Source organism: [Lactobacillus] timonensis (assembly GCF_900240275.1).
In the GTDB taxonomy this organism is placed as follows: domain Bacteria; phylum Bacillota; class Bacilli; order Lactobacillales; family Lactobacillaceae; genus Limosilactobacillus; species Limosilactobacillus timonensis.
Genome location: NZ_LT964761.1, coordinates 1,467,039 through 1,482,359, shown reverse-complemented (window position 1 = coordinate 1,482,359; position 15,321 = coordinate 1,467,039). Strand labels below are relative to the sequence as shown.

General features: G+C 48.5%; 13 protein-coding genes. 2 read left to right on the top strand and 11 right to left on the bottom strand.

Translation table 11 applies throughout. From position 1 onward, the window contains the following. Positions 1–8: 8 nt before the first annotated feature. From aspS to C1710_RS07115, 9 genes are all read right to left on the bottom strand, one after another. Positions 9–1,781, bottom strand: coding sequence for an aspartate--tRNA ligase (aspS, locus tag C1710_RS07155; RefSeq protein WP_102281402.1), 1,773 nt, complete (start codon positions 1,779–1,781; stop codon positions 9–11). Between the two features lie 317 nt (positions 1,782–2,098). Further along, positions 2,099–2,941 carry a fructosamine kinase family protein gene (locus C1710_RS07150; protein ID WP_102281813.1) on the bottom strand — a complete coding sequence of 281 codons (843 nt, stop codon included), beginning with the start codon at positions 2,939–2,941 and terminating at the stop codon, positions 2,099–2,101. Between the two features lie 17 nt (positions 2,942–2,958). Beyond that, positions 2,959–3,813 carry an N-acetylmuramoyl-L-alanine amidase gene (locus tag C1710_RS07145; protein WP_102281401.1) on the bottom strand — a complete coding sequence of 285 codons (855 nt, stop codon included), beginning with the start codon at positions 3,811–3,813 and terminating at the stop codon, positions 2,959–2,961. Between the two features lie 63 nt (positions 3,814–3,876). Further along, positions 3,877–4,314, bottom strand: a complete 438-nt coding sequence (gene dtd, locus C1710_RS07140) for a D-aminoacyl-tRNA deacylase (protein WP_102281399.1) — start codon at positions 4,312–4,314, stop codon at positions 3,877–3,879. A gap of 9 nt (positions 4,315–4,323) precedes the next feature. Further along, positions 4,324–6,573 (bottom strand): RelA/SpoT family protein, encoded by a 2,250-nt coding sequence (locus tag C1710_RS07135; protein ID WP_235857988.1) that lies wholly within the window; start codon positions 6,571–6,573, stop codon positions 4,324–4,326. A gap of 24 nt (positions 6,574–6,597) precedes the next feature. Then, positions 6,598–6,942 carry a hypothetical protein gene (locus tag C1710_RS07130; protein WP_102281398.1) on the bottom strand — a complete coding sequence of 115 codons (345 nt, stop codon included), beginning with the start codon at positions 6,940–6,942 and terminating at the stop codon, positions 6,598–6,600. A gap of 59 nt (positions 6,943–7,001) precedes the next feature. Continuing rightward, on the bottom strand, positions 7,002–7,745 hold the full coding sequence (locus tag C1710_RS07125) for an RsmE family RNA methyltransferase (RefSeq protein ID WP_102281395.1): 744 nt from the start codon (positions 7,743–7,745) through the stop codon (positions 7,002–7,004). Beyond that, on the bottom strand, positions 7,745–8,710 hold the full coding sequence (prmA, locus tag C1710_RS07120) for a 50S ribosomal protein L11 methyltransferase (RefSeq protein ID WP_102281394.1): 966 nt from the start codon (positions 8,708–8,710) through the stop codon (positions 7,745–7,747). Before prmA ends, C1710_RS07125 begins: the two co-directional genes overlap by 1 nt. Before the next feature lie 68 nt (positions 8,711–8,778). Further along, positions 8,779–9,078: a hypothetical protein gene (locus C1710_RS07115; protein ID WP_102281809.1), complete on the bottom strand. Its 300-nt coding sequence runs from the start codon at positions 9,076–9,078 to the stop codon at positions 8,779–8,781. Positions 9,079–9,323: 245 nt separating this feature from the next. On the opposite strand from C1710_RS07115, the gene C1710_RS07110 reads away from it, so the two are divergent. Next, a complete protein-coding gene (locus C1710_RS07110) occupies positions 9,324–10,277 on the top strand; it encodes an L-lactate dehydrogenase (RefSeq protein WP_102281392.1) in 954 nt (317 codons plus the stop codon). Between the two features lie 60 nt (positions 10,278–10,337). On the opposite strand, the gene glpK is transcribed toward C1710_RS07110, so the two are convergent. Then, the gene (gene glpK, locus C1710_RS07105; protein ID WP_102281391.1) at positions 10,338–11,837 is read right to left on the bottom strand and encodes a glycerol kinase GlpK; all 1,500 of its coding nucleotides are present in this window, start codon (positions 11,835–11,837) and stop codon (positions 10,338–10,340) included. Positions 11,838–11,911: 74 nt separating this feature from the next. After that, the gene (locus C1710_RS07100; RefSeq protein ID WP_102281389.1) at positions 11,912–13,741 is read right to left on the bottom strand and encodes a monovalent cation:proton antiporter family protein; all 1,830 of its coding nucleotides are present in this window, start codon (positions 13,739–13,741) and stop codon (positions 11,912–11,914) included. A gap of 101 nt (positions 13,742–13,842) precedes the next feature. Here C1710_RS07100 and C1710_RS07095 point away from each other — a divergent pair, with 101 nt between their 5' ends. Then, a complete protein-coding gene (locus C1710_RS07095; RefSeq protein WP_102281388.1) occupies positions 13,843–15,255 on the top strand; it encodes a C69 family dipeptidase in 1,413 nt (470 codons plus the stop codon). Positions 15,256–15,321 lie beyond the last annotated feature (66 nt).

Sequence of the window (15,321 nt, the reverse complement as noted above, 5' to 3'; positions counted from 1 at the left end):
AGCAGCACTTACTTGTCAGACTTATCGTCATCAACTGTCAGGTGCAGTTCTGCTAACTGCTCATCAGTAACCGTACCTGGCGCAGCAGTCAGTGGCTCAACCGCCTTGGAGTTCTTCGGGAACGGGATTACATCACGGATATTATCAGCGTGGGCCAGCAGCATCACGTACCGATCAAGCCCGAAGGCCAACCCACCTTCTGGCGGCATCCCCATTTGCAGTGCATGAATCAGGAAGCCAAAGTTCTGTTCCGCACGTTCCTTGGTGAAGCCAAGCGCCTTGAGCACCTTCTCCTGGACATCTGGACGGTGGATACGAATGGAACCACCACCAATTTCGTTCCCGTTTAAGATGATATCGTAACTCTGGGCGTGGGCTTTGTGAGGGTCCTCACCGTCTTCCAGGTAGTGCAAGTCTTCTTCATTGAGCATGGTGAATGGGTGGTGGGCAGCGATCCAACGACCACGGCCTTCGTCATATTCAAACATTGGCCAGTTAACAACCCACAAGTAGTTCCACTTGCTACTATCAATCATTCCCATTTCATTGGCGATGGTTTCCCGCAACCAGCCTAGGGAGTCACAAACGACGTGGAAGCTGTCAGCGACGAACAGCAGTAAATCGCCAACCTTGGCCCCTAACCGTTCGTTGAGAGCTGTCGCTTCATCGCCGATAAACTTGGCAATCGGTCCAGAGTAACCGTCTTCTGTGACCTTCACCCAGGCCAGTCCCTTAGCGTGGAAGCGTTTGATGTAGTCTTCAAACTTGCTGATTTGTTTCCGGGAATAGTGATCAGCTCCACCAGGAACACAAATCGCGCGAACTAACTTGCCATCTTTCACCGTCCCAGAGAAGACCTTAAATGGCGAATCCTTGACGATATCAGAAACATCAGTAATCAGCATTCCAAAGCGAGTATCCGGTTTGTCGGAACCATAACGGTCCATTGCCTCTTGCCATTCCATCCGTGGGAACGGTGTTTTGACGTCGACATCCAGGACATCCTTCATGATCTTCTTGATCAAGCCCTCGGTAACGTCTTGAATATCTTTAGCGGAGGCAAAAGACATTTCCGTATCAATCTGGGTAAATTCAGGTTGACGGTCACCCCGGAGGTCTTCATCACGGAAGCAACGAGCCAGCTGGTAGTACTTGTCAACCCCGGCAGCCATTAACAGTTGCTTAAAGAGCTGTGGCGACTGTGGCAGAGCGTAAAAGTGTCCCGGATAAACCCGCGACGGCACAATGTAATCCCGCGCCCCTTCCGGTGTGGAACGGGTCAGATCAGGCGTCTCCACGTCCATGAATCCCTGTTGGTCATAGTAGTGGTGAACCACTGACGTAACCTTGCTGCGAATCTTTAAGTAGCGCATCATTTCTGGCCGACGCAGGTCAAGATAACGGTACTTCATCCGTAAGTCTTCACTAGCGTCAACCCCGTCAACAATCGCAAACGGTGGCGTTTGTGACTTGGCAAGAATGTTGATCGTGTCAACCACTACTTCGACTTTCCCGGTCTTCATCTCCGGGTTAGGGTCCTTCCGGAGACGAACTTTCCCCGAAACTTCAATGACATATTCACTCCGGCACTGGTCAGCAGTTTCAAATGCCTCTTTATTCTCGCTTTCGTTAAAGACTAACTGGACAATGCCTTCCCGGTCACGTAAGTCAATAAAGACCAGTCCACCGAGGTTTCGTTGCTTAGCAACCCAACCCTTTAAGACGACGGTCGAACCGACCATCTCCTCATTAGTGTTGCCAGCATAGTTTGTTCGTTTCATCAAAAATGCTCCTTTCAATTGTTCGTTTGGTTGCGTTCCGCATTAAAAAAGCACCCCTGCAGCTGCAAGGGTGCTTTTGGCACGGTACCACCTTGGTTTTACTCATTGATAACGTCGATAACGTCAGCATCAACGCTGGCGGGGAAAACTCCCGGCCTCCAAAGTGTCAGCACCAGCATTTCGACCACAGGCTTTCAGCAACCCCTGCTCGCTGTAATTGCGTCCTGCTGGTGCCCTCTTTTTCAACGGCTCAAACGATTCATTTCGCCCTTAACAGTAACCAAGTTTATCGCAGAAGTCAAGGTCCTTTTTAAGGGTTAAAACCCAGCCAAAATATTATCGACCGCACCACCATACATTTCACCGAACAAGATCAAGTGCATGCAGAGATAGTAAAAGCGATACCAATAGAGACGATCATCAAGGCCGTCAGCTAACGGCAAAACACTCGCGTACCCTTGGTAAAAAGCTGGTTCAAAGCCGCCAAAGACAGTCGTCATTGCCAGGTCAAATTCCGGATCGCCATAGACAGCATCCGGGTCAATTAACGCCGGGGTCCCATCGGTCAAAAACATGTAATTGCCCGCCCACAAGTCGCCATGAAGGAGACTCGGGACTACCTGATGAGCTGAATAATACTGGCTAAACCGGTCACACATCGCATTAAAGTGTTCCTGCCGCCAACGATTCCACCGGCCAGCTTCACTGGCAGCAGCCACTTCTGGCTGCAGTCGCTGGTGGAGGTAAAAGTCAACCCAACTATCGTTCCAGGAGTTGTCTTTCTTAATAGTTCCCGTTTCGTGGTTGTCAACAAAACCGAAACGTTCCTGGTGTTGCGAATGCATCACTGCAACGGCCCGCCCGAGATCGTACTGTGAGCCCCGGCCACTATCTAGCCAGTTCAAGACCAGGTAAGCATCGCCGTCAATTTGTCCCTGGTACTGTGGTGTTGGTGTGTCAATGACCGCACCAATCGCCTTCAACCCCAAAGCTTCGTGGTTGAAATAAGCTGCTTCATGGTTTGGTTGTACCTTCATAAAGTAACGTTGACCAGCCGCTGTCAGTTGGAAGGCTTCGTTAATATCGCCACCGCTGACAGGTCGACATTCCGTCACATCAGGTAACGGGAGTTGCTGAATCCACTGCTTTGCTAACTTCATCATTTGCGTCATTTCCTTTACTGAGCAAAATAACTATCTAAACCCTTCACCACGTCATGAGCCACCTTCAGCTGGTAGCTTAATCGACGAATTTGATGAAAGTCTTTCCTCGTATTGATATACCCCATTTCACACAGCACTGCCGGCCTTGTATTATCGCGAATAACCAGGAAGTCACCAAAATCAATCCCCTTATTGGTTAGCGGCAAATTACTGTATTGTTGTGAAAGACAGCGTGCTAGCTTCTTCGACGCGCCATCATGATAGTAGTAAGTGGTAATCCCACTAGCTTGGTTTCGTTCCGGCGATGAATCATAGTGGAAACTGATAAAAGCATCCGCGTGGACACTTTCTGCTAATGCGGGGCGTGGTTTCAACCCCACGTAACGGTCATTATCGCGTGTCATGATCACGTGCGCACCATGCAGTCGCAATTCATCAGCCACCCGGTTAGCCATTTGCAAAGTGTAGGTCTTTTCCATGTACTTGGCTGTTTTACTGTCACGGTGATATTCAGCGCCAGAGTCGGACCCACCATGGCCCGCGTCAATGACGATCGTCGCCTCAGACAAGCGGGTAACTTTTTTGAGCGGTTTCTTGCGGTTAACTAACCAGCTTGCTACCCAGCCAAACTGGTTATCGGCCAACCTAATCTTGTACCAGTCATTCCGTTGCGCAACAACATGGTAACGCTTTTTGGACTTCGTCTGAGCAATGGCATCATAGTCTAACCCGGGACCTTGCCGAACGTTAATCCCCCCGGTACGAATCACGACCGTTTTCTGCCTGCTAATTCCCCAGACCAAGCCCAGCGTGACCCCAACGATGATCACTGTCAGCCAAACAGACCGAGGCGGCTTTTGATTAAACACGATTAACTTTCCTCCTCAAGTGAAAAAGACCGCTCAACCTCCCTGGGTCAGCAGTCCTCTTCCCTACTTCTCGTAAATAATGGTCGTTGGACCGTCGTTTTCCAATTCCACCTTCATGTCGGCACCAAAATGACCTGTTTCCACGTGGACACCATGTGATGCCAACTTAGCATTAAACTGTCGGTAAAGCGGCTCAGCAATTTCTGGCTTGGCAGCCTTGCTGAATCCAGGGCGGTTACCATGCTTGGTGTCAGCATAAAGAGTGAACTGAGAAATAGACAGAATACTGCCGTCAACGTCTGCCAGTCCCCTGTTCATCTTGCCCTCTTCATCTTCAAACACCCGCAAGTTGCATATCTTGCGCGCAAGGTAATCAAGTTTAGCTTCGTCATCGTCAGGGGCAAAACCAACCAGCAACAGGTAACCCTTTTGAATTTGTCCCACAACCTCACCATCAATTGAGACGGTAGCATGATTTACTTTCTGCAGTACAACTCTCATGAAATCCTCCTATGAAATTACCCGTTTAACAACGTAAACGTCAGGAATATTTTTCAAGGCATCCATAATCAGTTGCAAGTGCTGCTTATTGCGGACACCAACAGAGGCGTGAATGACCGCCATTTTATTATGGTCTACCTTCCCGTTAATCGACGTCAGGTAACGGGTATTGTTGTTAATTGATCGCAGCACATCATTCAGCAGGCCGTTGCGGTTGTATCCTTCTACTTCGATATCGGCGTTGTAGTTTGTCTTATCACCAGCCGGGTTATCCCAGTAGACGTTAACGATTCGCTGGCCGCTTTCGGCAGCGTGCTTGATGTTCGGACAATCAGCCCGGTGGACTGAAACACCGCGGCCCTTGGTAATATAGCCGACAATATCGTCACCAGGAACCGGGTTGCAACAGTGGCTTAAGCGGGTCAGGAGGTTGTCAACTCCTTCGACAACAACTCCCCCGTTACCTTTCGAGATATGGGCGCTATCGTGTGGACCCCTCGTATCGACAGTCTGGTGTCCTTCCATGACGGCTTTTTCTTCCGCTTTCTGCTTATCGTCACGGCGTTGCTGACGAATATCGGAGGTCAGCCGGTTAGCAACCCCCTTTGCCGAAAGGTCCCCAAACCCGACGGATGCAAACATGTCCTCAGCACTATGGTAATTAAGTTTAGCTGCGACCTTAGCAGTATCATCAGCCGCCATGAGGCTCGTCGGGTCAAAGCCAGTTTCGGAAAGTTCACGTTCAACTAATCGTAAGCCTTCTTCAATGTTTTGCTTACGGTCATGGCTGCGGAAGAATTGGCGAATCTTGTTACGAGCCCGCCGCGTGGAAACCAACTCCAACCAGTCCCGGCTCGGACCCGCGGACGAGGAAGAGGTCATAATGTCGACAATGTCACCGTTTTTGATCTCATAATCTAGCGGGACAATTCGCCCGTTAACCTTGGCACCAGTAGCGTGGTTACCAACCTCCGTGTGAATTTGGTAGGCCATGTCCAGCGGGCCCGACCCCTTTGGCATTTCAATGACGTCGCCCTTCGGCGTAAAGGCGTACACTTTATCGGAAAAGACATCACTTTGGATACCCTGCATAAAGTCGTCATTATCCTTCGTTTCTGAACGTAACTCCAAGATTTCCTTGACGACATTCAGTTTCCGGGCATCCTCACTTTGCTTGACCCCGTTGAAATTACCTTCTTTGTAGGCCCAGTGAGCCGCAACCCCGTACTCAGCAACTTCGTGCATGTGGTGCGTCCGAATCTGAATCTCTAATGGCCGACCGCCAGGGCCGATGACGGTCGTATGTAGCGATTGGTAGCCATTGCTCTTTGGCATGGCAATGTAGTCTTTAAAACGCCCTGGCATCGGTTTCCAGTTAGTATGAATAGCCCCCAGTACCGCATAGCAGTCACGGATGGAATCAACCACCACCCGCACAGCCAGTAAGTCATAAATTTCGCTAAACTGCTTATGCTTTGTCACCATTTTGTGGTAAATGGAGTAAATATGCTTCGGCCGCCCGTAAATCTCTACATTATCGCCTAGTTCAAGATCACTGATCGCGTCCTTGATCATCTTAATCGCGTTATTGATGTATTCAACTCGCTGGTCACGCCGCGAATTCATTAGGTGAACGATCCGGTAATACTGCTGCGGGTTAAGGTAGCGAAGAGACAAGTCTTCTAATTCCCACTTAATCGTGCTGATCCCCAGCCGGTCTGCAATTGGCGCATAAATTTCCAGTGTTTCGTTGGCAATCCGCCGTTGCTTGTCTGGCCGCAAGTGCTGGAGAGTCCGCATGTTATGCAAACGGTCAGCTAACTTGACAATCATCACACGAATATCTTTGCTCATCGCTAGTAATAACTTCCGGTGAGTAGCCGCCATCTGCTCTTTATTGGACTTATAGTGAATTTTGCCAAGCTTGGTATCACCATCGACAATCAGGGCGATGGTCGGACCAAAGAGTTCCTGAATGTCCTCCAGAGTCGCCCCCGTATCCTCTACAATATCATGCAAATAACCCGCACAAACAGAATCAGGATCCATGTGCAGGTTGGCTAGAATACCAGCGACCTGGATCGGGTGGATAATATATGGTTCGCCTGATTTGCGCCGCTGGTCATGATGGGCAACAGCAGCAAAGTGGTAGGCCTTTTCCACCTTTGCCACGTGTTCCTCATTCATATAAGTACGACAAATATTAGCGACATCTTCGTGGCTTAATTCACGTGCTTCTTCTTCTCGACTAACTGCCATCTGTATTCCTCCCTCCTGGTCACCTTATTCTAAGTAATGGTTGGTCATCGACCAGCTGAGGTAACTGACACCAAGGTAAAATAGGGCAAAGTAACGGGTGTACTTTGGCAAAAACTGAAAATCAATGATGAAGAATAAAACTGGCATAAAAAAGATCCACCAGCCAGATAGTTGGCGCTTCGCAAGTGACGTCCCTAGCCACCAGCTGATCAACCCGTTAATAATAAACAGCACCCAACCCACTAGCTTTGCCTTATTCATGAAAGGTAAGAAGCGGCCGAGGAGCGGTAGAACCAATGCGCCCATCATCGCAGCCAGCCACCAGCGCCAGCCTAATTCGGTAATCCGTTGTTTGACCCGTTTTAACATCCCAATCAAGTGCTCCTTTGCTCCTGTTAATGATGAATATTTTACCACAACCCACCAGTTTAGCCATTTAATTCCGTCTGGTAGGACACCGAGGACAAAAAGTAAAGTGGCGCCGTTTCTGTCCGCAAAATACGTGGTCCAAGCCCCACAGAAAGAACTCCCTGGGCATTCATGGCTTCAACCTCAGTACTCGTCAGCCCACCTTCGGGACCAAAAAAAGCCGTTACCCGTGCGCCCTCTTTTAAGCTTGCGAGCGCTGACTTTAAGCGGCTGACTTCTCCCCGCTTGGCCGATTCTTCCCAAGCAACGACGGCGCTATCAGCAGGAAAATCGTTTAAAACTTCCTGCCAACTCTCGCGGTACAATACCTGCGGTTGTGTTGTGCGGTGGGATTGTTCAGCTGCATTATTAGCAATCTTTTGTAAACGCGCCAATTTTTTCTCGCGTCGTGGCATAGTCCAATGGCTAATTGAGCGTTGACAATTGAAGAAGATGATTCGCGTTGCTCCCAGTTCGGTCCCCTTTTGAACAATCAATTGCGGCTTTTCCTTAGTCTTCGGCAATCCGCAGGCAATTGTCACCTCCACTGGCATTTCCGCGCCACTGTTCAATGGCTGTTCCACCTTTACCAGGGTCGGTGCAAGATTAACAATGGTTGCCAGGTAAACTTGGTGGTCTGCACAGACAATTTCGATTTGATCGCCGACCTTTGCCCGCATAACATCCACAAGGTGGTGGCTGATGTCAGCTGGCAGCTCAACCTTGTCATTTGGTAGCTGGTCGGTAACGAAGTAGCGTTGCACTAGTAGTCTTCCTCCTTTGTTGGCCGGTGAGCGATAATTCCAAACCAGTCGTCAATTCGCATTGTTTCATCAATAATGAATTCGTGTTGTGTCAGTGTCTCAACAATCAGTGGCTCCTTATCAGCAATGATTCCTGACAAGAGTAATTTACCGCCCGCCTTCAGGTTACTTTTCGCTTGGGGGATCAGTGGAACAATAATCTCTGCCAAAATATTGGCAACGATCAGGTCCACTTTTGTCGCTATTCCATCAAGTAAACTATTAACCCCTAGCTCAATCTCACCGGCAGCCGGGTTCAATTTTAGATTTTCGCGGGCGGACTTAATTGCCACTTTGTCAACATCATAGGCAGCCACGTGACCAACACCTAGCAGTTTGGCGGCAATGCTTAACACGCCAGAACCAGTCCCCACATCAATCATTGATTCACCGCCACGAACGACCATTGAAAGTGCCTGAAGCATTAACTTAGTTGTCGGGTGGGTTCCCGTACCAAAAGCCATCCCAGGATCAAGGGTAATCAGCTTTTCACCCCGCTGCTGGGGTTGATAGTCTTCCCATTGGGGAACAACGGTCAGCTGGTTAGTGATGCGAACCGGATGGTAGTACTTCTGCCAAACTGTCGCCCACTGTTCGTCCTTGATACCCTCGACTGAAACATTGGCTGGTGATGGGTCCAGACCAAACTCACTCAACTTCTTTACCCGTTGCTGAATTTGCGGGACTAGTTCAGGTAAGAACGTGTGGGGTGGAAAATAACCGGTTAAGGCCGCACCTTTTTTCTGGTGAGGCAATGTACTGGGATCAACGATTTCCCCGTGCTTACCAAAACGGCCAGCCTTTAGTTCCTGATAGTCAGCGGCGTTATCGATTTGCACACCGTTAGCTCCTGCCTCAGTTAAAATGTTTGACACAGCCGCAACTGCCTCGTTACTCGTTTCGACCTTAATTGCTGTCCATTCCATATTGTTTCCTCGTTTCTGTGTTTGAAAGAAAAAGGGGCCATGACGTCAACGTCGTGTGCCCCTTTGTATTAATTATCAGCGCTCTTCTTATCATCTTGCTTACGCAAACGCTTTGCCCGCTTCTTCTCCATGTGGTGCTGAAGGTAGTCAATCATTTCCGTTTCCGTCTTAAAAATACGGGGATGTTGCTGGTGATGCAAGCGCACATCAATTTCATTGATCTTCAGCCTTCCCGTCCAGGTATGGGAGTAGCGAATGATTACCCGGTTGTTAAGCCGGTGCTTACCAAAGCGGAAGACGTAAATATGCTGCGGCGTCATCATTGGCCGAATATATTCCTTGTGGTACGTCAAGTCGTTCTCCCGCATAAAGCGTTTAGTCCGATTAAGCATGTAACCATCTCCTCCTTTCATATCTTGAAGTGCCGGTCGTCAATTTCGACAGGTCTTTAATATCTGTCATATTGTATCATAATTCACAGTCTTTGCCAAAGTAAGCGTCCCACTCAGCAAACCGCGAAATTTGTGTTTTAACCTTATTAAATAATGATATAATTGTGGCGTTAGTAATTGACAAAGCTAACCATTTGGTTTAAAGAAAGGGAGAGTAACACATGTCTAAGAATCACCAAAAAGTTGTCTTAGTCGGTGACGGTGCCGTTGGCTCAAGCTATGCCTTTGCCATGGCCCAACAAGGACTGGCAGAAGAATTTGCCATTGTTGATATTGTTAAGAAGCGGACTGAGGGTGACGCCCTCGATCTCGAAGACGCTACTGCCTTCACCGCCCCAAAGATTTTCTACTCAGCAGATTACGACACCTGCAAGGATGCTGACCTGGTAGTTATCACTGCCGGCGCACCACAGAAGCCAGGTGAAACTCGTCTGCAACTGGTTGACAAGAACTTGAAGATCATCAAATCCGTTGTTGAGCCAGTTATGAAGAGCGGTTTCAACGGCATCTTCCTGGTTGCTGCCAACCCGGTTGATATTTTAACTTACGCCGTTCAAAAGATTTCTGGCTTCCCACGGAACAAGGTTGTCGGCTCCGGCACTTCACTGGACTCCGCTCGTCTCCGGGTTGCCCTGGCCAAGAAGTTCAACGTTTCACCAGTAGATGTTTCTGCTAACATCATGGGTGAACACGGTGACTCCGAATTCGCCGCTTACAGCAGTGCAACTATTGGCGGGAAGCCAGTACTTGACCTGGCTAAGGAACAAGGCGTTTCAATGGACGAACTGTTGAAGATTGAAGATGACGTTCGGAACAAGGCTTACGAAATCATCAACCGTAAGGGTGCCACCTTCTATGGTGTCGCAACTGCCCTGATGCGGATTTCACGGGCAATCCTTCGTGACGAAAACGCTGTTCTGCCAATCGGCGCACCAGTTAATGGTGAATACGGTCTGAAGGGTCTCTACATTGGCTCACCAGCTGTTGTTAACGCTTCAGGTGTTGCTTCTGTACTGGAAGTACCAATGGATGACCGTGAAAAGAAGGCCATGGCTTCCTCAGCAGCAACGCTGGAAAAGGTTGCCAAAGACGGGATGGCTAAGTTAGGTTACTAAACTTAAACTCCATCAAAAAAGCAGCGAAGATTTTTCATCCCCGCTGTTTTTTCTTTGCTTTTATTTACTAAAGTACTGAGCTGCCTTAATCGCTCGTTGCCAGCCAGCATAATTAATATCCGCCACCTCACGTTCAACTTGCGGCGTAAATGACGCACCAATCTTACTGTAATTACGTAGTTCTTCCTGGTCTTCCCAGAAATCAACGGCCAAGCCCGCCAGAAAGGCAGCCCCTAGGGCCGTCGTTTCTTCCATGGCTGCTCGCTTAATCGGTGTTTGCAAGATATCTGATTGGAATTGCATCAGGAAGTTATTCCGTGACGCCCCACCATTGACAGTCAGGCTGTCCAGCTTCAAGCCCGTATCTTTCACCATCGTATCCACGACATCCCGCGTTTGGTAAGCAATTGCCTCCAGGGTTGCCCGTGTGATTGACCCACGCGAACTACCACGAGTAAGGCCAAACATGGCCCCCCGTACCTCTTGGTCCCAGTACGGCGCACCTAAGCCGGTAAATGATGGCACGACGTAAACACCACCAGTGCTCTGAGCGTCCACAGCCATTTTTTCTGATTGACTAGCGTTATCAAAAAACTTGAGGCCGTCTCGTAACCATTGAACAGCTGATCCTGCAACAAAGATGCTACCTTCTAAGGCGTAATTAACTTCGCCATCCAAACCATAGGCAATGGTTGTCAATAAGCCGTTAGCAGATAGGGTTGGTTCCTTCCCCGTGTTCATAACGATGAAAGCACCAGTGCCATAAGTGTTCTTGACGGATCCCTTGGTAAATGCCGTCTGCCCAAAGAGTGCCGCTTGCTGGTCACCAGCGATCCCACAGATGGGGATTTGTACCCCGAAGAAGTGGTAGTCACCCGTATATCCATAGACCTCAGACGAAGATTTTACTTCTGGCAGCATTGCTCGTGGAATATTGAGTAGCTTTAAAATATCTTCGTCCCAATCAAGTTGGTGGATATTAAAGAGCATCGTCCGGCTGGCATTGGTAACGTCGGTTGCGTGAACCTTGCGGCCGCTTAAATTCCACAACAACCAGCTATCGATCGTCCCAAACATCAAATCGCCATTTTCGGCTTTTTGCCGGGCCCCAGGAACATGGTCCAATATCCACTTGATTTTGGTTGCTGAAAAGTATGAATCGATGACTAAACCAGTTTTCTGGTGGATCATCTCTGAATAACCATCAGCAATCAGCTTTTCAGCAATCTCACTCGTCTGCTTAGATTGCCAAACAATAGCATGGTAGATTGGCTTGCCAGTATGTCGGTCCCAAATAATCGTCGTTTCCCGCTGATTAGTAATCCCGATGCCGACAATCTTATAGGGCTTAATTCCTGACTTGATCATCACGTCAGAAATAACCGCCTGGACACTATCCCAAATTTCTAATGCATCGTGTTCTACCCATCCTGGATGCGGGAAATACTGCGGAAATTCTCGTTGCGATATGGCCACCTTTTGTCCCTGGTGGTCAAAGATAATGGCGCGAGAACTGGTGGTTCCCTGGTCAATTGCCATCACATACTGCTGTTCATTCAACTTCGTTCATCCTTTCACACAAATATCGGCCTTGTGATTTTCAATTAATCATACCATAACCGACCGGTAAGCGCTTAATTATCTTTACCTAACGTGGCCTGTAATTCAGCGATGTTGTGATAGTCACTTGTAATAATCAGGTGGTCGCCTGCCTCCAGGACCGTCGTTCCATGAGGCGTAATCCACTTGCCATGACGGTAAATACGGGACACGGTAATCTTATTGATCATCGGCAACGACTGTAATTCAATTCCAGTGTAGCGCCGGTTCTTAAGGACCACTTCAAAGATCGTGTGCTGGTTATCAGTCATCATCTTCATTACGGTTGGTGATTCAATCAATGAACGGAGCATACTCGATAGTGCAGTGTACGGGTGAAAGAGTTCAACTCCAGCAGCAACCAGCTGGTCAAGCTGGGCATAGTCACTCCCATTTCGTTTGCGCATCGCAATCACTCGTTGAACGCCCTGCTTTTTGGCCTCCAGTGCCAACGCAAAGTTCTCTTGTTCATTCAAGAAAGAAACGACCATAATGTCACAATCGAAATAGCCGCTCTTTTCAAGACACTGCGCATTGAGGTTCTCAAAATATTTCAAATCGGCAACTTCAGAATTATAAGTTTCAAAGTTTTCTTGTTGGTTGGTAACCATTCTGACCTGGTAGAGACTATTGGTCAGCTGCTGGGCAATCGGTACAGTCATCACGTTGGCACCAATAAAGACTACCCGTTTCTTAATTAGGTCTTCCGGCGACGGCTGATAGAGTTTGTTAAAGCCGATTGGTCCACAAACGCAGGCAATCAATGCTGCCAGAACAAAGGCGTCTGACTGGGTGCTAGTAATGGCCTTCAAATTACGGGCAACTTCCAGTGTTGGTAAAACAAGCGTGATCGTCGTGGCGCAAAGGAAAGCCCCTGCTAACCCGTTACGGCGTCCATAGTGTCTGCTAAAGACAAGTGCTGGAACGGTTTTGGCGATGAAAAAGCCCACTACTAATGCCGGAATTAACGCCAAGGCCCGCGGGTTCGCGAATAACTCCCGGAGGTTCAACTTGGCACCAGTAGTAATGAAGAAAATCGGAATAAAGAAGCCGTAACCGATTGATGTCAGCTTGTCTTCGGTGGATTCAGACGGGTTGAGCAATTTCATGACCATCCCCGCCAAAAAGGCACCCAGAATATTTTCAGCCCCAACGGTAACCGCAATTGTCACTAAGGTAAAAATTAAGAAAAATGCCAAACGAACATCCAATTGAGTGGTGGACTTAGTGATGTCGTTGAACCACTTGTATGGCTGTTTAAACCGCCGTAGCAGAATGATCGCTGCCAAAAACAGCAGGACAATGAGCCATAGACGACCGGCGTTACCACCGTGCAATGTCGCATAAACAGTTAAAGACAGCATGGGAACAACTTCACCGAAGACCGCCGTCAGCAACAGTGTCTGCCCCACCGGTCGACTCAGAATTTCTTTTTCTTTCAGGGTTGCAATTACAACTCCTAGTGCGACTGATGAAAAGATAATCAATGCCAGTAGAATGCCATTAAAGAGTCCCATCAACTTTAATACGACCCCCACTAATAATGACATTACTAGTATTCCCGCAAAAGCAATGGTTGAAATGGTAACTGGTGAATCACTGTCGCGCTTCTCACCTGGTTGCTTGCGAAAAAGGTCAAAGTTGATTTCCATCCCGGAAAGAAAGATCAGCAAAATCACGCCCAAATTGGAAAGAAATGTTAAGTCGTGATTCATCACGATGAGGTTAAACCCACTTTTGCCGATCACGATCCCAATTAAAATTTCTGCCACCGCGGTGGGTAATGTTGACACCTCAAAGCGCGCCATCACTAATGGCACCAGTAAAGCGGCAAGCATCACAATAAAGATTGAAAGCTGTTCCATTCTCCATCCCTTCTAAACAATTAGTGTAATTTACCTCCAAAAAAGGTTAAAATAGTGTTGTTAACGTTTGTTTGTGAACGCCATGAGGAGGCATTGAAGTAATGACAATGAAATTATCATCCTGTACTAGTATTTTAGTTGGAAAAAAGGCATCTGTCGATGGCACAATCATGATTGGCCGAAACGAAGACTCCAAAGCGGCCTGGCCAAAGCGGGTTATTATCCACCCGCACGGCGACCTCGACACCCGTTTTGAATCCAAGGATACCGGTTTAAAATTACGCCTACCAAAGGACAGCTTTAAGTACAGCGCCACTCCCGAATGGACGAATAAGTATGGCCTGTTTGAAGAAGACGGTATCAATGAGTATAACGTCGCCATGAGTGCTACCGAAAGTGCGTACTGTAACGACCGTGTCCTCGGATACGACCCACTTGTGAAGGGCGGCTTAAATGAAGAAGCCATGGTCACTGTTGTCCTTCCCTTTGTTAAAACTGCCCGCGAAGGTGTTCAACGGCTAGGTGACCTCATTGCTAAATACGGTACTGGCGAAACCAACGGGATCTTGTTTGCCGACGATGATGAGGCCTGGTACTTTGAATCTGGTGCTGGTCACTACTGGGTTGCCCAACGAATTCCGGATGATAGTTACGCGGTGGTTGCCAACCAGTTGGCCATTCAAGAAGTCGACTTTGATGACCCGGATAATTTCATGTTTCACCCACAGTTGAAGCAGTTTGTTGAAGAAAACAACCTCAATCCGCACCCGGGGACCTTCAACTTCCGCCAAATATTTGGGACCGCTACCCGCTCAGACGCCATCTACAGCACTCCACGAGTCTGGTCAGGTCACCAGCAGTTTAGCCCCGTTGCAGCCCGGGATGAAGAACCAGAGTCACAGGACCTGCCATTTATCATGAAACCAGAGAAAAAGATTTCGGTTTTTGATGCCCAACACTACCTGGCTTCACACTTTCAAGGAACACCATACGACCCGATTGGTACTGGCAATGACCATGATAAGCACCTCTACCGGCCGGTCAGTTTGGCAAAGACCCAGGAATCACACATTATGCAGATGAACCGTCCGGGGGCTGATATCCAATGGATTGCCATGGGCGTGGCTGCTGAAAGTGTTTATGTCCCGTTCTTTGCCGGAATCAACGACGTGCCTGCACCGTACAAGCGTGGTAAGTTGCCAGCACAACTAAACTCCGCCTACTGGATTTTCAAGCACGCCGGCATCTTAGCTGATGCAAACTTGCACGACCTCTTGCCACAAGTTGAAGAAGTACAACACCGGCTGAACCAGGAAAGTGTGCGGATGATTAAGGAAACGGATAAGGAGTTACAGTCCATCACTGATCCGGCAGAACGTAGCAAGTTCTTGACAACGCAGAGCGAAAACATCGCTACTGACGCGCTGGACGCCTTTCGTCACCTCTCCTTGCGGCTGATCACGCAACTCACTGACCAGTGTCAATTAAACTTCCACACTGATGAAAACCTATAATCGATTCAGCAACAGATAACGTCTCCTTTGAAATTCCTGACAAATAGAAAACGTCCGACCAAGCTG

What these genes read in the sequence shown, in the direction of transcription:
- aspS (WP_102281402.1), bottom strand. Translation starts at nt 1,781, where the DNA reads ATGAAACGAACAAACTATGCTGGCAACACTAATGAGGAGATGGTCGGT.
- C1710_RS07150 (WP_102281813.1), bottom strand. Translation starts at nt 2,941, where the DNA reads ATGAAGTTAGCAAAGCAGTGGATTCAGCAACTCCCGTTACCTGATGTG.
- dtd (WP_102281399.1), bottom strand. Translation starts at nt 4,314, where the DNA reads ATGAGAGTTGTACTGCAGAAAGTAAATCATGCTACCGTCTCAATTGAT.
- C1710_RS07135 (WP_235857988.1), bottom strand. Translation starts at nt 6,573, where the DNA reads ATGGCAGTTAGTCGAGAAGAAGAAGCACGTGAATTAAGCCACGAAGAT.
- C1710_RS07130 (WP_102281398.1), bottom strand. Translation starts at nt 6,942, where the DNA reads ATGTTAAAACGGGTCAAACAACGGATTACCGAATTAGGCTGGCGCTGG.
- prmA (WP_102281394.1), bottom strand. Translation starts at nt 8,710, where the DNA reads ATGGAATGGACAGCAATTAAGGTCGAAACGAGTAACGAGGCAGTTGCG.
- C1710_RS07115 (WP_102281809.1), bottom strand. Translation starts at nt 9,078, where the DNA reads ATGCGGGAGAACGACTTGACGTACCACAAGGAATATATTCGGCCAATG.
- C1710_RS07110 (WP_102281392.1), top strand. Translation starts at nt 9,324, where the DNA reads ATGTCTAAGAATCACCAAAAAGTTGTCTTAGTCGGTGACGGTGCCGTT.
- C1710_RS07100 (WP_102281389.1), bottom strand. Translation starts at nt 13,741, where the DNA reads ATGGAACAGCTTTCAATCTTTATTGTGATGCTTGCCGCTTTACTGGTG.
- C1710_RS07095 (WP_102281388.1), top strand. Translation starts at nt 13,843, where the DNA reads ATGACAATGAAATTATCATCCTGTACTAGTATTTTAGTTGGAAAAAAG.